A 20150-nucleotide genomic window follows, 5' to 3' on the forward strand; every position below is an offset into this window, starting at 1 on the left:
AAGTAAAACCTACATAGCTCCATTAGAAGTACATCTCAAATGAGATCTAGCCTTAACGAAAACAGTTTGCTCGAATTCCAGAAAAAAGCAGCATATAAAAAAGACCACCGAATTTTTCGGTGGTCTTTTTTCCAAATTGAGGTTGATTCAACTCGATCTGGTTTAATTATCTTTTAAATCGGTAATGGATTGAACATCCATATACGCAGGGACAACAAGTCCGGTTTTGACCCCTGTCATGTTGGCACCCAGATCATCGATCTGATCTTTATATTTATCCCAGTAGTCTGCATGGGTGAGCGGAAGCCAAGCAGCGGGTGAAGCATCAACATCACCTGTGGCTACCCCGGTCCACATCGGACCAGCTTCGACTTGCAGGGCATTTACGGTATAACCCAGTTCCGTCTCAAGCACGTATTTTAGCAGGTTGGTGCTTGCAATTTCCGAGTCCCATGCAACATAACCGAGACGTAGGGTTTTACCATTAACAGGCGTCAAACCTTTAGTCCATTCGCTAATTTGATCTGCATGTTTTTCAGCATAATCCTTAGCTGCCTGTTCTGGTGAAGTGCCACCTTGGATGGCAATCATCATCTCGCCCATATCTTCCGAGGTCCATTGGAAACGGGACAGGAATTCATAGGCAACAGGTTGATCCTCTTTCAGTCCCTTGCGTGCAATGGTGTGAATCTCTTCAGCATCGCCGAACACTTTGTCGGGATCATCCAGATACTTCAGGTCATATTGATTGAACATCCAGTGTGGTGTCCAGCCTGTAATGATAATGGGCTCTTCATTTTTGAAGGCTTTATCGAGTGTAGCTGTCATGGCCGCACCGGAACCTTCAACGAGGTTCCAGTTGGACAGACCGTAATGTTCAATTGCACTTGCTGTGGATTTCATAATGCCGGCACCTGGATCGATACCGATGATCTGATGGTTCACTTCATTGCCTACATTGGCATTAGCCGTTGGCGCGGAGGAAGCAGCACCGGTTTCCAGATCTTCAATCGAATTCACGTCCGTCATGTATGAAGGAACAACGAGACCGGTACGTACACCTGTCATGTTGGCTCCCAGATCGTCAACCTGGTCTTTGTAACGCTCCCAGTAGTCTGCGTGAGTAAGTGGCAGCCAAGCCGCAGGAGAAGCATCTACGTCGCCTGAAGCAACCCCGGTCCACATCGGTCCGGCTTCAACTTGCAGAGCATTAACTTTATAACCCAGTTTGTTTTCCATCACATATTTCAGCAGGTTGGTACTTGCGATTTCGGAATCCCAAGCCACATAGCTAAGTTTGAATGCATCACCGTTCACTGGAGTCAGACCTTTGGTCCACTCAGCAATCTGATCTGCATGTTTCTCAGCATATGCTTTAGCTGCTTCTTCCGGAGATGTGCCATCCTGGATAGCAGTCATCATTTCACCCATTTGGTCCGACGTCCATTGGAAACGGGACAGGAATTCGTAAGCAACAGGGTGATCTTCTTTCAGACCTTTACGAGCGATGGTATGAATTTCTTCCGCATCACCGAAAGATTTCTCAGGGTCTTCCAGATATTTCAGATCATATTTGTTGAACATCCAGTGCGGAGTCCAACCTGTAATAATGATTGGTTCCTCATTTTTGATCGCTTTGTCCAGCGTAGCCGTCATGGCTGCACCAGAGCCTTCAATCAGAGTCCAGTCAGTCAGTTTATAGTCTTCGATCGCTTTGGCAGCGGACTTCATGATACCAGCCCCTGGATCGATACCAATGATCTGGTAATTGACTTCTTCACCGACAGCATTGGCTGCTGTGTTGTTACCGCCGGCAGAAGTAGTCCCGCCCGTGAAGTACTGGGAGAAACCGGCAACCAGCACGACGAGTGTAGCTGCTGCGGCAATCCACGCCTTCTGTTTAGAAGATACACGAGAGGTCTTCTTCCGACCAGGCATAAACAGATTTTGCGTGAAACGGTCGAGTACAATCGCAAGTACCACGACAGCAAGACCTGCTTCGAAACCTTTACCAATTTGAAGCTGTGTTACCGCACGATATACTTCCGCACCAATACCCTGTGCACCGATCATGGATGCAATGACAACCATGGACAGCGACAGCATAATTGTTTGGTTGATCCCCGACATGACAGTAGGCAAGGCGAGTGGAAGCTGTACTTTGAACAGTTTTTGCATGGAAGTCGAACCAAATGCATCCGCGGCTTCAACCAGTTCGCCAGAAACCTGTTTGATCCCCAGATGAGTCAAACGAATGGTTGGCGGAATCGCGAAGATAACGGAGGCGATAACACCTGGAACAACACCAAGGCTAAAGAATGTAACCGCAGGCAGCAAGTAGACAAATGCAGGCATTGTCTGCATGAAGTCAAGCAGCGGTGTAATAATGCGTGCTGCAGTTTTACTGTATGCCAGCCAGATACCGACCGGAACACCAATCAGAATGGAGATCAGTCCTGAAGTGATAACCAGACCGAGTGTGTCCATAGATTGGGACCAGTATCCCAAGTTATCCACGAGCAAGAATCCGATAACCGTAAATAGTGTCAATGGGAGGCGACCCACGAGGAACGCTAGAACACCCAGTATCGCAATGAACAGGAGCGGATGGGGCAGCAAGAACAGCCCGGAGAAGAATCCGACTACTTCCTGAATGACAACAGAGATTACATTAAACAATCCGGAGAGCGATGAGCTCATCCAGTCAACGATGGATTCAATCCACGATGCTAGTGGTATTTTGGGAATCATTCACAAGTTCCTCCTTTACTGCAACTTCACCGCTAAGCGCACCCAGAAGGGCACCGCGGACGATAACACCTTGCAGACGGCCATTCTCACCTACTACAGCGAGAGGCACATGGGCTGAACTTACCATTTCAAACAATTCATGAATCAGGGTCTCAGGCGCCACTGTCGGCCCGTCCGTGATTAGAATGTCGTTTAATACTTTATTTTCACGCATCGCACGGGATGCATCATCTGCTGTAATGACACCAAGCAATTTTTTCGAACGGTCAATGACAAACAGGTTGGAAATACCACGTTCGCGCATTAATTCGAGGGCAACACGAGGACCACGGTCAAGCGTAATTGTTTCAGGGCGCCGCATTACATGTGATGCAGTGAGGACTTTGGACAAATCCACGTCTTCGACGAAGCGGGCCACATAAGAGTTGGCCGGTTGAATCATAATTTCTTCCGGAGTACCGATCTGCACGACAGCGCCGTCCTTCATGAGGGCAATACGATCACCGATGCGCAGCGCTTCGTCCAAGTCATGGGTAATGAAAATAATCGTCTTTTTCATTTTATCCTGAAGCTCAATCAGTTCATCCTGCATATCCCGGCGGATCAGTGGATCTAGTGCACTGAACGCTTCATCCATTAAAAGTACTTCCGGGTCATTGGCAAGCGCACGAGCCAAGCCGACACGCTGCTGCATACCACCACTCAGTTCATCTGGCATCTTATCTTCCCAGCCTTTGAGGCCAACCAGTTCAAGTGAGGTTTTCGCTTTTTCCCGGCGAACAGCTTTGTCCACCTTTTGGACTTCAAGTCCATACTCCACATTATCAAGAACGGTACGGTGCGGGAACAACGCAAATTTTTGGAATACCATGCTGATTGTTTTCCGGCGTACTTCGCGCAATTGCTCTTTGTTCATTTTACGTAGATCCTTGCCGTGAACGAGAATTTCACCGGATGTTGGTTCAATGAGTCGGTTGAACATTCGAACCAGTGTGGATTTACCACTTCCTGAAAGTCCCATGATGACAAAAATCTCACCTTGCTTAATTTCCATGTTGACCCGGTTGACACCAACCGTTATCTGTTTTTCTTTGGCCAACTTTTCTTTTCCCCAACCTTGCTCCAGTAATTGCAGACCTTGCTCGGTTTGGGGGCCAAACAGTTTACTTACATTTTTCACTTCAAGTATGGTCATGTTTTCACCCCTTCTGATGTGTTGTGCACTTCGAACGGCTTTCAGCATCCACAAGCCCATACACTTGTGCGCCCAGCCACGAAATCCGGTAATTGTTGCTTCGCTTCCCGTCTTTCTGGGTAACGTTTTGTATTGTATCAATACTTAACCAGTATATCAACTGAATAAACAGTACATAATGTTTGTACAGTAAAAACTGTACAAAGTTTTACGTCCGAATGCTCTGTTTTACTCTTTATTCTGCCTAATGAGGCGGCTTTACATTTGATATTGCTTTTCCTACAATAGACAATGAGCTAATTTAAGCTGTTTTTTGGTTAAAGATAGTCGTAGGCAGATGCAACCGGGTAAGGTTCCATTTTTCATACATTGGGTGAATGAAAGCCCTCTGGCGTATAGGATGTCCGGCCGGATGCTTTCCCATGTAAGCAGGATCTTGTATGGTTGCAATTATTTGTGCCAAGACTGGGAATGTTCAGAATGGAGGTTGCAAGCATGGGCTTGGACCATTTACAAGAAGAACAGCAGGCAACCGTTCTTAGAATCCGTAAACGCGTCATTGAAGCTATCGGACGTAATATGGATCTATACGGCGTTACGCTGTCCACGGGACACTTATATGGATTGCTTTTTTTTGCAGACAAACCTATGACCCTTGACGATATGGGCCGGGAAATGGAAATGAGCAAAACGAGCATGAGTACCGGCGTACGTACACTGCTGGATCTGAAAATGGTAAATAAGGTATGGAGCAAGGGCTCTCGGAAAGACCTATATGAAGTGGAGTATGACTGGCATCAGACGTTTACGGATTATTTTGCAATTAAATGGAGAAAAGCGGTGGAGAGTAACCTTCAGGTGCTGCGCAAGTCCGTTGAGGAGCTGAATCGTTTGATTAAGGACCTGGACGAGCAAGCAGATGCTGAACTTCTTCACATTCTAAAGGTAGACAAAAATAAAGTGTTGCAAGCGGAAGCATATTACAAATGGCTGGACCGACTGATCGACACCATGGAAGATGAAGAAATCTATAAGCTGGTTCCGCGGGAAGAGATTCAAGATAACTCTTAAGCAGAACCCAAAAGGCGCTCTCCTATTTGGAGGCGCCTTTTTGCTGTGTATTTATAATGAAGAAAAAAATCAGGTTTCGTTTCTAATGCATTAGAATTGCCCTATCAGTCCGGCATGAGAGAGGGCCGCATGCTGCTCTGCGATGTGTATAAGTTCATCCATAATCCGGTGACGTCCCGAAGGTGTCCAGCTCATCATCAGCCAACTTGAAATATCATGTACATTGCCACCAAGTACAGCAGGCGAACGATTCCATGAAGACGTCTGTTTTAACCGCCGCAGCAATTTTTCGCTGGCAGGATGCATGGAGAGACGATGGATGAACAAGTGATCCGTATCCAGCAAAGGGATGCGCTCAGCAGGGTAATCGACCCATTGGTGTTCTGGCGGAGCAATCTGTGCAGGCTGCAGCCCCAATTCGGTATACAGCAAATGACTCAGGGGATGATTGAGCGTACCCTGCAGCCGAATCATTGGAGGCTTAACCTCTACAAGTGTAACCCGTTCATGGTCAAAAAACTGTTGCAGACGTTTGCCCACATCCAGCGTTCTAAATTCAAGCTGTTTGAAATGATTCAAGGCTTGTTTTTCCCGTCCAACCAGCTCGGCAATACGGGAATGAATTTGTTTCCAGTCCTGAACAGGTTCAAGGAGGACGGTTGGCGCAATATTTTTCAGTTTATCGTAATAGGGTTTATGATGTGTGTCGGCAATAATCAGATCAGGCTTGGATTGGCGAAGCTTGTTGAGTTGCAATGTGAGCTTATGCTGGTGTTCGTTCTCGCTCAGTTCCTGATCTGTGAACCCGTTTAGCGTCGCAATCGCTTCTAGCCCTAGGGAAGACAAGTTATGTTCCAGGCCCAGAACGGAAGCTGTTGCTACTCGCAATTGTTCTCTCTTCATATATATACTGGGTGAGATACCGACAGCTTGTTTAAATTTGCGATTAAAATAATACTCATTGCCATAACCTACAGATTCAGCGACATCTTTGATGGAACACGGCTCCTGCTGCAATTGTTGTTTGGCTTCTTCAATCCGCAGTCGATTTAGGTAATCTGTTGGTGACATGTCCTTGGCCTTCTTGAAGCTGCGGGAGTATGAGCTCGGAGTCAGGCCAGCGATCTTGGCCAGCTGGTCCATACTTATGCCTTCACCCATGAATCGGTGCATATACATAATGCTTCGCTCCAGGGCAGGGTCAACCTTCTCCTGATTGGCTTCTAGACGATTCTCGGAAATGTACTGCAACAATTCGTGGAGCTGAGTGTGTATATTAATAAAATGTTCCTGCTGAACGCCCTGATAGGCTGTATATAATTGTTCCATGCGCGAGACCATCTGCTGCTCATGACGAACAGGCATAGGACCGGTTGACCATTGGAAGGGTAGGCAGGGATCAGAAATCATTTTCCATTCACCACGTACTTGCTTCAACTGGAACGTGTTCATCGATAGGAGAATGCATTCCGTAATACCGGAGCGGGAGGCAGCCTCAATCGTGGTCCCCTCCTCCAGAACAAATAGTTGATGGGCGCACGCTTTATGTATTTGATCATTAAGGATCAGAACACCTTCTCCTTGCAAAACAAGACACAGCATAGGCCGGGAAACCGTCTTGCCATGCACACGGAAATTCTCCCCACGGCGTACACGGCACATGGAAGAGAGGAGTGGTAGAGTTGACGTTTCAGAAATGAAGGGAAGCTGTTCATTCATACGGACCATCCTTTTGTCTCATTTTCTTAATGATAACAATTATCATTCTCATATGGAAGTCGTTTTTCAAAAATAGTTGTGAACATATAAAAAGAGGATACCGGGAGCCGCAGGGCTGCAAGGTAATCCTCTTTATTTAATAAGAAATTTAGTTTGGTGTTACCAACAGAATGTCGTCCAGGAATACTTCACTTAACACTTTATTACCTGATCCATTCGCCTGGATATGATACAAACGATAGAGGTCTTTCGCGTTAATGTAGAAGATGCCTGGTACATCATCTCTGAAATGGAAGGTGTCCCATTCATCCCCGACCAGTTTGGTTACTTTGAGTGTCGAACTTACAGCGTAGAGGCCATTGTCGCCAGAAATGTAGGCAAGTGTTGCTGTGCCATTGGTCAGCTGATCCCCAACGTAATTGACGTTAGTCAAATTTAGATTGGTCGTTTTGGTGACCTTGCTGCCAGATACGGATTTTGCGTACGCTTTTTTGTCTGCATCAATGATAACTGCCTTTTCTGTGCCAAGTGCACTTACTTCTCGGATACTTTTGCTATGAAGCTGGAATGTCTTGCCTGAAGTGGTAAGGGCAAAAGCTTTGCCTGTTGCGTAGTTGTAATCCTTGCTGCTGTCCAGGCTGATTCCTTTGTTATACACGTAAAACGAGCTGCTCCAGCCCCCGGAATATACTGCATTTACGTCCAGCTTGGCTTTTGGATTCACAGCACTTGCCTTGCCTGTACTGTAGTTCACGGTGTACATGACCACAGCATTGGTGGAGTAGTAGGTTTCATAAGGATTGGTGTTAACCATCAGTTGCAGTTTGTTTTTTGCCGAATTCATAAAATAAGTGCTTTCCACTGCGCCTTCAGCAATCCGTTGTACAGTTCCGCTGCCATTTGTAGCTTTGGAGACGATCCAGGTATTGCCGTTAACGAGGGCGTTGTAATAAACGCGGCCCTTAATGACGGCGAGCAGCGGGAAATCCGTATCTGCTTTGTCTGCGATCTTTTTAACGGAAGTTGGCTCACCATCACCACTCGCACGATAGATCGAACCTTTCGCATCCATGTAATATATGAATCCGTTATCCGTATCGTAACGCAGAACGTCGGTTGCAAACGTCTCGGCGGTATCGCGCGATCCGTCATTGGGAACCCGAAGCAGTGTTGTGGAAGTTTCAGTTGAAGTGTAGAAGAGGTGAGAACCTGCCGCTACAAGGTCCACACCCTGAAAATCAAGTAAAACTTCTGTCGTATTGCTGCCATCTCCGGATACTTTGTACAATACACCGTCCGAATCGTAATACACAGTAGATTGATTGAGGGAAGCTGCCTGTGCTGCATTACCTCCGCCCAATATTGCTGCAGTGATCAGTGTAAACAACAGAAAAGTACTGATCTTGCGCTGCATGCCTGTAAACCATTTGCTCATGTCTCCATCGACACCCTTCATCCATATGTATGTAGTTCGTTTCTTAAATTATATCGGTAAACTAGGGAAAAATTGTTATATCCAAGCTGCCTGATGCCCGCAGTTTGAAATTGAATTTCACGCTATCCCAAGCCTTGAATCCATTTTCGAATGTTGCTGCCATTCCTTCTCCAAAGCATTCACCACGAGTCTGCTGCATGATAACATTGCGCTTAACCAAAGTAGAGGAGTGATTCCATATGTTGAAGATCGCTATCATTGGATTTGGAAATGCCGTAGTGAATTATCATCTGCCTTATCTGGAGAGAAGAGAGCAGATTCGGGTGAAGACGATCTACCGACGTGAGGAAGACCGGGTGGGCGACACGGAGCGAGAGGGCTACTACCCTGAAATTACGTTTACTACAGTCCTTAACGATATACTGCATGATCCAGATATCGAACTTATTGTTGTTGCGACTCATGTGGACAGTCATGTTGAATACGCCAAATTGGCATTGGAACATGGCAAACATGTTTTGGTCGAGAAGCCGTTTGCCTCAACTTCGGCTGAAGCCAAGGAGATTTTTGAACTGGCGGAACGTAAACATCTTATCGCGATGGCGAACCAGAACCGCAGGTATGATGGGGACTTTCTTACTTTGAAAAAAGTGATCGAGAGCGGCAAGCTGGGCAATATTGTGGAGATCCAGTCCCACTATGATTATTTTCATCCGCAGTACAGTCGCAAAGGGTTTGGGTTGCTGCATGGTTTGGCGGTGCATACCATTGATCAGCTAATATCGTTATACGGTGAAGCAGACCGGATTGATTATGATGTCCGAAGTCTGGTGGCGCCTGGGGAATCGGATGACTATATCGATATCGATTTCCGGTACGGACGGATGAAAGCGACCATTAAGTGCAGCCTGCTTGTCAAGATCGAACATCCGAAATTTATCATCCACGGAGACCGGGGCAGTTTTGTGAAGTACAGCAGTGGTCATCAATCGAAGAATGGAGCCGGACCAACATCCGTATCCTTTGATATTGAACCTGAAACGAATTGGGGGACACTGAGTTATGTGGACGAGAAAGGGGAGTCCCATACGGAGAACGTACCGTCTGAAGTGACGGACTATGGCATTTTATATGAGAAATTGCTTGAGGCTATCCGTCATCACGATGAGAAGCCCGTCAAGGATCATGAGGTTTTATATGTACTGGATATTTTGCATGATGGAGTCGAAGCCGCGAAAAAGACCAGATGATTGGATATAAAGAAGAGGAGCGAAACAACGATGAATATAGCTACGATTGGGACAGGATCTATTGTGGATGCCATTTTATCGGCAATTGACGAAGTGGATGGAGTGCAATGTACAGCTATTTACTCCCGGAAAAGGGAAACAGCAGAGCCGCTTGCAGACAAATATGGAGTGCAGACCATCTACACGAATCTGAACGAACTCTATACTGACCCGAATGTGGACTTTATTTACATCGCATCACCCAACAGCATGCATTATGAGCAGGCCTATCAGGCGCTTCAGCATGGTAAACATGTCGTCTGTGAGAAACCATTCACATCAACGGCATGGGAAGCCCAAGCGCTGATTAAACTGGCCCGGGAAAAAAATCTGTTTCTGTTTGAGGCGATCTCAAACATCCATCTTCCTAACTACAACAAGGTGAAGGAGCAGCTGTCCAAACTGGGGAATATTCGGTTCATTCAGTGCAATTACAGTCAGTATTCGAGTAAATACAATCAGCTGCTTGCCGGGGAAACACCGAATGTATTTAACCCCAAATTCTCCGGTGGTGCGCTGATGGATATCAACATATACAACCTTCATTTTGTCATGAAAATGTTTGGCAGCCCGGAAACCGTATCCTATACGGCTAACCGACACGTCAATGGGATTGATACATCAGGGGTGGTGGTTCTGAAGTATCCCGAGTTTATTGCGGAGTGTGTAGGATGTAAGGACACAACCAGCATGAATTTTGTCTTGATTCAGGGGGAGAAGGGATATATTCAAGTTGTGGGAGGAGCCAACGGGTGCCAGGAAATCAAGATCCAGATTGGGCAGGAGCCCCTGGAGACGATCAATGTGCAGGCACAGTCCAACTGGCTTTATTACGAATGGGAAGCCTTTAGAAATATCTATATCAATAAGGATTACGCGAAATGTTATGAGCTCCTCAGCCACAGTCAATCTGTGATGAACATATTGGCCGAAGCGCGCAAGGATGTGGGGATTGTCTTTGCTGCCGATTGAGGTTAATAGCTGTCACGAATGCTGCTCATGTACAGGATATCGAAGAGATAAAGTACAGAAACCATAGAGGACATTTTGGAAAGCCTCATTTGTTCATTGTAGCCATAGCTGAGCAGGGTTTCGTTGGATTGTCTGGACAAGCTGGAATGGTTATTGCCCGTGATCGCAATGACGTTCATGTTTTTCCCGTTCAGAATTTTGGCGACATCAACCATCGACTGATTCTCCCCGGTATGTGAAATGACGAAGGAAAGTGTGGATACATTAGGGTTCATCGTGTTCAGATAATGCATATTCGGACTGTTGTGCGCGATAGCAGAGATGCCCAATTCATTCCACTTGGTGCAGGCCTGCTGTGCAAGATAGTAGTTCATATCACTGCCGTAGATATCAATCCGGCCGGATTCCTTCACCCAATTGGCGATTCGCTGCAACACAGAAACGTTCAGCAGACGGCGTGTTTCCTCCAATGCCTGATGATAAAGGTAAGGTACGGAATCCATTGCGGAACGTACATCCTCCAGTTCGTTAAAGGGATGATCCGCAGGTGGAAGCGTGGCAGGAGCCCGCTGATAATCGAGGGCAAGCTTTAATTGAAAGTCTGGGTACCCTTGGGTACCCAGCTTTTTGCATAAACGGACAATGGTTGATGAGCTTGTATAGGTGGCTTGAGCCAGTTCATGAGCCGTAGATTCAAAAACAACTTCGGGATTGTTCAGAATGTGGTCCACAATATGCTTCTCCTGTGCCGTTAATTGCTGTGCATATTTCATTTTCTGAAGCAGACTGTATTCCATCAGTGGTTCCATTCCTTTCTTCGGTCATCCCCAAGTACATGTTTCCCTATCATAACCTGTCGTTTTTATTTTCTCAATCGAGCCGCCATATGAATAGAACCACTTCTGCTGTCACCATGATCAGATCTGACTCTCAGCCAGCTGCTGGCGACTATTCCAGAGTGAAACCAGACGAAGCAGGACCAGGCTGATGAGCAGAAGCGCAGCTCCAATCAGCAGCAGCAATACAGGGCTGATAAGCAGCATTCCGCTTGCCTGACCAGCAATTAGTGCTAGCAGAGGAAGAACGATAAGTCCTCCCAGCTGATAAGCTTCCTGAAATCCACGAACTTTGGCCGAGATCAATACATTGAGCAGGATGACCATAAGACTGCATGACGGAACCACCCACAGCACAAGAATGATCCAATTCCAGTTCGGGAACATTAGGGCTCCGAACATGGGGTACATCAGAATATTGGCAATGATCCCATAGATGAGAAAGGTAATCCAGGACAGCAGTATGGAAGGGATAAGAGCAGCCAGTACTTTGCCTTTAAACAGGGTTTCCATGCTGATGGGCGTGAAGAGAAGACCTTCGAGCGTCTTGCGTTCCTTCTCCCCCGCGAAGCTGTTCGCTGTCAGGATGCTTGAGGCCATCACCGGAATGATCAGAAACAGCGGTGCAAACATATATAAGGCCAGATAATAGACAATGCGATGGTTGTCTGTAGCCATGGAGGCCAGTTCCGGGATCTGTCCTGAGCTGCTCAAGATATCGAGGCTGTCGAGCAGGAATCCGATATTTCCGATGGAACGAAGCTCAACGCGGGAAGCGAGCCATATGAGTATGGCAGGCATGGTAACCCCGATAATGAGCGGAACGATCAGCATGGGGAGCCATAACTGAATGCTGGCTGTGATGGCCCGAATATCTTTGCGTACCAGTGCTTTTATGGCTTGACGATTATTCATGATGGTGTGCCTCCCTGATGGCAAAATAGATGCTTTCCAGATCACTGCCGATTAGGCGAGCCTGATAGACTTGTCCGTTCGTGGTTAAATGTCTGAGCAGCATGGGGATTTCCTCACGGGACTGGAGCTGGAAAATGGCTTTGTTCGCCGAAATGATCTCCGGATTAAACTCAGCTGCCGCACTCCATCCATCAGCCAGGACGGCCTCTACCTCAAGCCGTGGCGCAGTGAGATAACGATGTATAATCTCCTGCTCCGAGCCTTCTTCAACCTTGCGTCCCTTTTCCATGAAAATATATCGATCACATACGGCTGAGAGTTGGGCCAGGACGTGAGAGGAGACCAGAATGGTCATGTTCTCCTCACGGTTCATCCGGCGAATGATCCGGAGTACCATCTGAATCCCATCGGGGTCTAGGCCATTGGTCGGCTCATCCAGAAATAGAATGGACGGGCGATGAAGCAGAACTCGGGCAAGGCCGAGCCGTTTCTTCATGCCTGTACTGTAGGTGCCCACTTTGCGGTGCTGATACTCCTGTAATTCGAACAGCTCTACCAGCTCGTCAATTCGTTTGGAATGCTGCTGTATACCAAAAGCGTCTGCGAAGAAAATGAGATTGTCGCGTCCGCTCATATTCTCATACAGTCCACTCTGTTCCGTGAGTGTGCCGCACATGGCCAGCACCTTCTCCGCTTGGGTGGAGGGATCCAATCCGTTAATTGTTACGGATCCGCTTGTTGCCCCAAGGACACCGTTCATAATGCGGATCAGTGTCGTTTTGCCTGAGCCGTTGGGGCCGATTAATCCGGTCACGCTGCCTTGTTCAATCGTGAAGCTGACATCACGCAGGGCCTGATGCTCTTTGAATTGTTTGGATATGCTGCGAACTTCAATCATATGCCTTCACCATCCGTTCTCATTTTGAAGATGATACGTTTAACAGGACAATATCGTTCAAATGGATTGTAAAAAATATTATTCGGTCCAAAGTCCCACGGAGAAAAGGGCATTTCCGCCCTAAAGTCCGGAAAAATCGGGTCTCAGGTTTGTTTTCTCATTCTCTTGTTCATTGTATTGTGGTAAAAAGGATGCAATATCCCGTTTCATTGCCATCCATAATGAGGTAATAAAAGGGAAGGCCTTATACATATGATGTATGCCTGAATATTCATCTAACGCCGGTCTTGGTTACCACCAGGGCCGGCTTGGCGTGGTCGTTTGGCATTATGAGTTGTGGAATGCCAATGTCTTAGATTTACATATTTGAAAATTTACAATTCGTCTAACACATTGTATGTACACATATGAAGTTAAAATTCTGTTGTGTTGGACTAGAGGAAGGTGAGCAAACAATGGCAGCATCCAACGAATATCGTTTTCAGGTCAATCTGAGTGGCATGATTCAGATTTTATCGAATCATCTCTATAGCAGTCCCAAAGTTTTCTTGCGTGAACTGATGCAGAACGCGACCGATGCCATTACAGCACGAAGTGAGGCAGAGCATGGGTTTCAAGGTGAAGTACGCGTAGAGCTGACAGGCACAGGTGAGCAGTTAACGATGATGGTGGAGGATAACGGCGTCGGCTTAACCGAAGCGGATATTCACGAATTTCTGGCGATGATCGGACAATCCTCGAAGCGTGGGCAGCAAGCCTTACTGGATGGAGAGACTTCTTTTATCGGACGATTCGGGATTGGGCTGTTGTCCTGCTTCATGGTGAGCAATGAGATCGTCATGCTGACCCAATCTGCGAAGGGAGGACCTTCGATGGAATGGCGCGGCAAGCCGGATGGAACCTATACCATTCGCCAGCTTGAGACCCAGTTATCCCCGGGAACCAAAGTGTATTTGCGCTGTACGCCGGATGCCGCCCATTATTTTGAACCGGAATATGTGAAGGAAGCTTTGTTCTATTATGGGGCCTTGTTACCTTACCCCGTGACGCTTCAGAGCGAAGGTGTACAGGACATCGTCAATGCCGATTCGCCTGTGTGGCTTACGCAGCCGGAACTTGCCAAAGGGCGCAAAGCGGAGGTGCTTGCATTTGGTGGGCGCCTGCTTGGAGAGACATTTGAAGATTTCATCCCACTGACGACAGCTTCCGGACGTACCGGAGGGATTGCATTTGTGCTCCCACATGCCGTCAATCTGAATGCCAAGCGTTCTCACCGGGTGTATCTGAAGCGGATGCTGATCTCGGAGAAGGCAGAGAATATTTTGCCGGATTGGGCCTTCTTTGTGAAATGTCTGATCTGGACCGATGAGCTTCAACCAACGGCTTCGCGTGAACATTTTTATGAAAATGAAAAGCTGGAGGAAGTACGCTCCGAACTTGGCGATGCCCTTCGTCAAGGACTGTCCGATATGGCGGAGAACCAGACAGAGCGCCTGAAGAAGCTTATCCGTCTGCATGCACTCTCCATGAAGGCACTGGCTGTGCAGGATCAGGATTTTTACGCAATGATCTATCGCTGGCTGCCATTTGAGAGCACACGGGGCCACCGGGAGCTGGGGGAGTTAATGGCTGAAGGAGAGACGTTATACTTCACAGCGACGGTGGATGAGTATCGCCAGATTCACCATGTCGCGTCTGCCCAATCCCTTCTGGTTATTAATGGCGGATACATCTATGACAACGAATTGATGGCGACACTGCCACTAGCGGTACCAAATGTGCATACAGAGCGACTGCAGCCGGATCAGGTTTCGCTTAGCTTTACGGATGTTCCTCCAGCCCAGCGCAATGATTATTATGATGCGCTGCGTCTGGCGGATTCGGCACTTCAACGTTTTCGCTGCCGTGCCGAGGTGAAGGGGTTCAAACCGGAAGACCTGCCTGTACTGTTCACGCTATCGCAGGAGTCTTCTACGCTTCGTGCATTGGAAAAGGCGAGTGAGGAGAGTACACAACTGTTCTCTTCCGTACTGGGCTCATTATCGGCTGGCATCAGCTCTGCTGGCTACTCCACCTTGTATCTGAATGTAAATAATCCAATCATTCAGCGCGTGTTAACGACACCAGATCCCCAAATGACGCCGATCGCCATTGAGATGCTCTATGTGAATGCGCTAATGATGGGCCACTATGCAATGAACCGGCAGGAGCTTGAGGTGCTGAATCAAGGCATCGTTCGTTTTATTGATTGGGGTTTACGTGCAAATACGGATCGTAAGGGGGATGTCTGATGAATACAGAGATGGATTTCGAGGAATTGATGGACGAGGCCTATGGCTTGCCTAACGGTACAGCGAAACTGGGTATGCTTGAAGAAGCAGCCCGAGTGGCCGACGTAAATGGCATGGAGGAAGAGGCATACGAAGCTCGATCCGAGATTGTGGAAACAGCCACGTTCTGTGGATATCCCATGAAAGCACTTATCGCTTTTTCCTGGCAGCTCGGCAAGTTTGATCAGCAGCCTGAGCGCTATGACGAAGAGACATTAATGTGGTCGTACAAATGGATCCTGGGAGAACTCTCCAGTTTCCCCGAGGTCTCTCGCGATAAGATGATGGAGCTGCTGGAGGACTTTGGCCGACGTTTCAAATCCTTTGGCTACAGTGATCGTTCATACTGGTATTACCGTTTCCGTATATTCATGGATCTTGGCGACTTGGAGGAAGCAGGAAGCAGTTATGCCAAGTTCAGAACAATGGACCGTGACTTTATGAGTGATTGTGAAGCTTGTGAACAGGATGAAATCATGCGTTACTGGATTCTAATGGGAGATGATGAGCAGGTCCTGGAGGCCGCCAAGCCGATCCTGAAGGGGCGTATGAGCTGCGCTGAAATTCCGCACCTGACGTTATCCGAAGTCCTGATGCCGCTATATCGTCTTGGACGGATTGAGGAAGCGAACAAGCATCAGCAGAAGGGTTACCGGATGATCAAGGGTCAAAATGATTTTGTACAGAGCTTCGCAGAACAGATGGATTATCTGGCACGAACCAACCCGTCAAAGGGAATTGATGTGTTGGAAGAAAGTCTGGTACTAGCCGCCGATCATGAAGATCCTTTTGCCAAAATGATGTTCTACGACAGAGCAGCTCAGCTGCTGCGTCGCTGGGCAGAGGAATCGCCAGGGTACCGATTGCGCCTTCCTGCTTCTTTCCCGTATGAAGGAGACCCTGGAGACTTGCGCGCATTGGCTGATTATTTTGAGGGTTATGCTAAGGCGGCTGCTGAGAAATACGATCAACGGAATGGCAATCATCATGTCTCTTCGTTGCTCGCCAACGTGTAACATAACATGGTAAAAAAACAGGCTTGTTCGAAGAAGGTTATCCTCCTTCCGAACAAGCCTGTTGGACGTGTCTGGAATTAAGTTACTACACTTTGGTTATTTAAGGTGTTTCCTCCGGATTGGCAGGTGAGGGCTGATCGTCATCAGCCTCATCCACATTGGCGGCTTCTGGTTGAGGCTGCTGGGCCATAAGTTCTGCCACAATCTTATCCGTTGGTTGAGTAAACAATTGATACATAATGGCAGCCTCTTCTTGACGAATAAGCGGTTTGCGGGCAAGAACATCCACAGAACCATCCTTCAGTACCTTCACTTCCGGACCATGAATGCCGAGCTTAACCATCATCTGGATTGCGGGTACAGCCCACTCATCCGCATGTCCGGCAAGCTTCACATCCTGAAACAGCTCACTCGGATACTGCAGCTGCAGCGATCTCCAGATCATAACCATGGCTTCCTGGCGGGTAATGACTTGGTCCGGCTTGAATTGTTTGGAATCCGCACCCGTGATCATGCCGGCTTCATAACCGAGCTGGATGTAGCCTGCTGCAGGGTGACTGGCCCAATCGCTATCCGCAGGCGGTGTTGTTTGGCTTGGTTTGAGACCGCTCATTTTCAGTACATCTTCAATGAATTCCGCACGTGTAACGGCTGACTTGGGCTGGAATGCTTCGGTTGCATCATTGTCATAATGACCGAGCGACTGTAATCCATAAATGGCCTCGGCATAAGGACTTTCCGGACGAACGTCCCTGAATCCCTGAGGCTGCTGCCCTTTTTTCTCATATCCCAGCGGATTGAGGTAGGGCTCTTTCATATAGATTGTTCCATCTGCTTGTTCCTTAAAGGCTGTGAATTGACCCGTTAACTCATCCTTGAACAGATTCTCATCAACCTGAATCAGGGTACGTGGGCCCAGGAAGGCATCTGAAATGCTCAATTTACCGGGTTCTGTGCCACCGTTTTTGAGAGAACTGACAATCGTGCTAAGTCTTAGGTCAGCATAGAGTCCGGCGAAGCGCTGCAGTTCATTGGTGGATTGAGGCGTAAAGTCCTTGATTGCGACCGGCTCCGCATATTGCGGGAAGAAGGTCTGAATGAAAGCCGGGTAGAACAGATTACGAAGAGCTCCCGACTGATTGTACGTAAGGAAGACGCCTGTATTTTGCTCCGGAATAAGGAAGAGATAAGAGCTGAAACCGATCAGGTCGCCTGCCTTGGTAATAATTGCGGGACTGCTTCCCGCACCAGGCAGCTGAAATGCTGCTTCAAATCCATACGTTGTGTCCGGGAGTACCGGATGAATGGAAGAGCGATACTGCTCCATGCTTTTGACGGTGGATTCCTTCAGTATACGCTCGTTATCTTTCACACCATCATTCAGAAAGGCAATCATGAAGTTCCCGATATCCTCGGCCGTTGACAACATGCCTCCTTGAGGCATCGGTGTTGGAGAGAGGGTGTACAGATCGAGCGGATTATGTACCGCGTCATACGCTGTCGCGAGCTGATCCTTGAACTTGTCTTTCAACACGAAACTGCTGTTATCCATACCGAGTGGTTTGAAAATGTGCTGCTGCATGTACGTCTCAAATGGTTCACCGCTGACATTCTCCACAATCATGCCGAGCAGCAGGAATGAGAAGTTGTCGTACATATAGGCACTGCCAGGTTCTCTGACGACAGGAGGCATGTGCTGCTGTGCATAGTCCTCCATGGAGACTGTTTTGGCGAAGTCGGCGTGAATATCTTCCTGCTGCGGATCGCGAATCTCGAATCCGGTAGTGTGCGTAAGCAGGTTTTCCACAGTGACAGGTTTGTCAAAAGGGTTATCAAACTCAAGTCCCTTCACATACGTTTGAAAATCGGCTTGCAGATCTACCTTCCCCTGCTCCACCAATTGCATGACGGCTGCTGCCGTAAATGTTTTGGAGACGGAGGCTACGCGAAAAGCGGTACTCTTCGGATCGACAGGCGTTTTGCTCTCCTGATCGGCATAGCCGTAGCCTTTCTCTGCCAGGACTTTGCCATCCTTGACAACAACAACGGAAGCACCGATATATTGTGCCTTGGCTTCAGCCGAATCAAAAAACGTGTCCAGAAATGCCTCCGCTGATTCAGAGGTTAGAGCCTTGGTTTGTCCTTTCTCATTGACCTGAGGTGATGAGGTTTCCGCATGAACCGCTGGTGCCCAGAGACTTAATGACAGGACGAAAGCCATGAATGCACCCGTTAGCGAGGTGACTCTGAAGCGGCTCCTTCGATTGGATAAATGCATGTAAACACTCCCTTGCGCAAATTTTGGCAATAAAGCCTGTTCACTGTGTATTACTTCCAATTGGCTCGATAGGTTTCATGATTAGTTAGATTACGAAACTTAAATGGTTTCCTAACGTTAAGGAGCTTATGAGGCATCCGCACATCGCTGGGACTCGCTCAGTTCAGCTGACGGCCTGAGTGATTGGCGGAAAAATACAAGAGCAAAGGCCCCAATGATGACATACAGGCTGGCCATGGCATATGAAGGCAGCATTGCACCGATCATTAGTCCCAAGCTGCCCAGCAGGGCAGCGACATTATAACTCATGCCATCTGCAGCCATATATGCTGCTCGGTCCGAATCGGGGATCATCCCGGCAAGAAGTACTTGGCGTACCGGTGAGTACATCAATTCGCCAATTGTCAGCAGGACGGCAGAGCCGATTAGCAGTATGGCCCAGTTGCTAAATGCAAGTACGGCGAACCCGGCGGTGTAGAGGCACATACCTACCGTCATGATGGATCTGGATTGAAACCGTGCCATCCATTTGGAGAATGGGATAGCAATCAAGGCAACCAGTATCGTGTTGATCGCCAAGATTAGACTGAACATCTGCAGACCCGAAATGTTCCAGTGGAACAGCTGGGCACTGAACTCGCTTTTCAGACGGACAGCAATGTATTTATCCAGTTGGAATTCGAGAGAGACGGCCAGAACCGAAGCGGTGAAGAAGACCATGAACTTTCTGTCCCTGAGTACACTTCCATAGGTCTTTAGCATATTTCTTCTGACTGGCGCGGTGGTTTGAACCGAGCCCGTTTTTGCTGTTTGTTCCATGGTTTCCTGAATGAAAAACAACAAAATGAACAAGGTTACCAAGCTCTCCATGCACACCAGACTGAACAGAATGAATCGGAAGGAGTCGAATAACAATCCGCCCATCAGTGCGCCAAATGTAATGGCTACATTGGTCGTCCAATACTGCAATCCATATACATAATGTCGTTCATGTTCACTGCTTACGTCCACGATCATCGCACCTGCGATTGGAACGGTGATGCCGGAGCTTAGACTGCTAAGAAAGAACATGATGCAAGTCAGTTCTACCGAATTCAGCCAGGGCGAATTCGCCGCAGCCAGCCAGAACAAGGCGAATACTTGTACACATTGAGCGATGACCATCATTTTTTTGCGTCCAATCCGATCCGACCAGTATCCTGCGCCCAGACCAGCAATCATGGAGGATACAATGTTGACCGTAAGCAGCACACCAGCCCAGCCAGCTCCCATCTGGACGCTCAGATAAATGGCCATGAACGGAATGATTGATTTCTGGGTCAAGTCTGTAAAAAAGTCAGTGATGATACGAATTTTAATGTTGCGGTGCAAATCACCATATTTCATCGGTTGCATGTCTTCCTTCCCGCTTTGTCATGTAGATGTTACTGAGTATAATGGAGGAA

The 20150-nt window shown here is 47.7% G+C and carries 14 protein-coding genes; 5 read left to right on the plus strand and 9 right to left on the minus strand.

Annotation, left to right across the window (positions count from 1 at the left end; translation table 11 throughout):
- Window positions 1–162: 162 nt before the first annotated feature.
- Complete coding sequence (locus tag AC3RCI_RS06320; RefSeq protein WP_154892597.1) at window positions 163–2751, minus strand: glycine betaine ABC transporter substrate-binding protein; 2589 nt, start codon at window positions 2749–2751, stop codon at window positions 163–165.
- On the minus strand, window positions 2717–3946 hold the full coding sequence (locus tag AC3RCI_RS06325; protein WP_095289046.1) for a quaternary amine ABC transporter ATP-binding protein: 1230 nt from the start codon (window positions 3944–3946) through the stop codon (window positions 2717–2719). The genes AC3RCI_RS06320 and AC3RCI_RS06325 overlap by 35 nt, the downstream gene beginning before the upstream one ends.
- A gap of 495 nt (window positions 3947–4441) precedes the next feature.
- Here AC3RCI_RS06325 and AC3RCI_RS06330 point away from each other — a divergent pair, with 495 nt between their 5' ends.
- Complete coding sequence (locus AC3RCI_RS06330; RefSeq protein ID WP_095289047.1) at window positions 4442–5017, plus strand: GbsR/MarR family transcriptional regulator; 576 nt, start codon at window positions 4442–4444, stop codon at window positions 5015–5017.
- Window positions 5018–5107: 90 nt separating this feature from the next.
- Here AC3RCI_RS06330 and AC3RCI_RS06335 read toward each other — a convergent pair whose 3' ends face one another.
- Together AC3RCI_RS06335 and AC3RCI_RS06340 are read right to left on the minus strand one after the other, a co-directional pair.
- The gene (locus AC3RCI_RS06335) at window positions 5108–6736 is read right to left on the minus strand and encodes a helix-turn-helix domain-containing protein (RefSeq protein ID WP_492528063.1); all 1629 of its coding nucleotides are present in this window, start codon (window positions 6734–6736) and stop codon (window positions 5108–5110) included.
- 148 nt (window positions 6737–6884) lie between these two features.
- Window positions 6885–8171: a DUF5050 domain-containing protein gene (locus tag AC3RCI_RS06340; RefSeq protein ID WP_492528065.1), complete on the minus strand. Its 1287-nt coding sequence runs from the start codon at window positions 8169–8171 to the stop codon at window positions 6885–6887.
- 239 nt (window positions 8172–8410) lie between these two features.
- Here AC3RCI_RS06340 and AC3RCI_RS06345 point away from each other — a divergent pair, with 239 nt between their 5' ends.
- Both AC3RCI_RS06345 and AC3RCI_RS06350 read left to right on the plus strand, forming a co-directional pair.
- Window positions 8411–9421, plus strand: a complete 1011-nt coding sequence (locus tag AC3RCI_RS06345) for a Gfo/Idh/MocA family oxidoreductase (RefSeq protein WP_492528066.1) — start codon at window positions 8411–8413, stop codon at window positions 9419–9421.
- A gap of 30 nt (window positions 9422–9451) precedes the next feature.
- Window positions 9452–10432: a Gfo/Idh/MocA family protein gene (locus AC3RCI_RS06350; RefSeq protein WP_336781087.1), complete on the plus strand. Its 981-nt coding sequence runs from the start codon at window positions 9452–9454 to the stop codon at window positions 10430–10432.
- Between the two features lie 2 nt (window positions 10433–10434).
- On the opposite strand, the gene AC3RCI_RS06355 is transcribed toward AC3RCI_RS06350, so the two are convergent.
- From AC3RCI_RS06355 to AC3RCI_RS06365, 3 genes are all read right to left on the minus strand, one after another.
- A complete protein-coding gene (locus tag AC3RCI_RS06355) occupies window positions 10435–11241 on the minus strand; it encodes a MurR/RpiR family transcriptional regulator (RefSeq protein ID WP_492528067.1) in 807 nt (268 codons plus the stop codon).
- Window positions 11242–11349: 108 nt separating this feature from the next.
- Window positions 11350–12183, minus strand: a complete 834-nt coding sequence (locus tag AC3RCI_RS06360; RefSeq protein ID WP_418040814.1) for an ABC transporter permease subunit — start codon at window positions 12181–12183, stop codon at window positions 11350–11352.
- The gene (locus AC3RCI_RS06365; RefSeq protein ID WP_492528069.1) at window positions 12176–13081 is read right to left on the minus strand and encodes an ABC transporter ATP-binding protein; all 906 of its coding nucleotides are present in this window, start codon (window positions 13079–13081) and stop codon (window positions 12176–12178) included. The genes AC3RCI_RS06360 and AC3RCI_RS06365 overlap by 8 nt, the downstream gene beginning before the upstream one ends.
- 455 nt (window positions 13082–13536) lie before the next feature.
- Between AC3RCI_RS06365 and AC3RCI_RS06370 the strand changes: the two genes are divergently transcribed.
- Window positions 13537–15372 carry an HSP90 family protein gene (locus AC3RCI_RS06370; RefSeq protein ID WP_492528071.1) on the plus strand — a complete coding sequence of 612 codons (1836 nt, stop codon included), beginning with the start codon at window positions 13537–13539 and terminating at the stop codon, window positions 15370–15372.
- On the plus strand, window positions 15372–16427 hold the full coding sequence (locus AC3RCI_RS06375) for a hypothetical protein (RefSeq protein WP_492528073.1): 1056 nt from the start codon (window positions 15372–15374) through the stop codon (window positions 16425–16427). Before AC3RCI_RS06370 ends, AC3RCI_RS06375 begins: the two co-directional genes overlap by 1 nt.
- Window positions 16428–16527: 100 nt before the next feature.
- Here AC3RCI_RS06375 and AC3RCI_RS06380 read toward each other — a convergent pair whose 3' ends face one another.
- Window positions 16528–18705, minus strand: coding sequence for a serine hydrolase domain-containing protein (locus tag AC3RCI_RS06380; protein ID WP_492528074.1), 2178 nt, complete (start codon window positions 18703–18705; stop codon window positions 16528–16530).
- A 126-nt stretch (window positions 18706–18831) separates the two neighbouring features.
- Complete coding sequence (locus AC3RCI_RS06385; RefSeq protein WP_492528076.1) at window positions 18832–20100, minus strand: MDR family MFS transporter; 1269 nt, start codon at window positions 20098–20100, stop codon at window positions 18832–18834.
- Window positions 20101–20150 lie beyond the last annotated feature (50 nt).

This window comes from Paenibacillus sp. MT124, assembly GCF_058792755.1.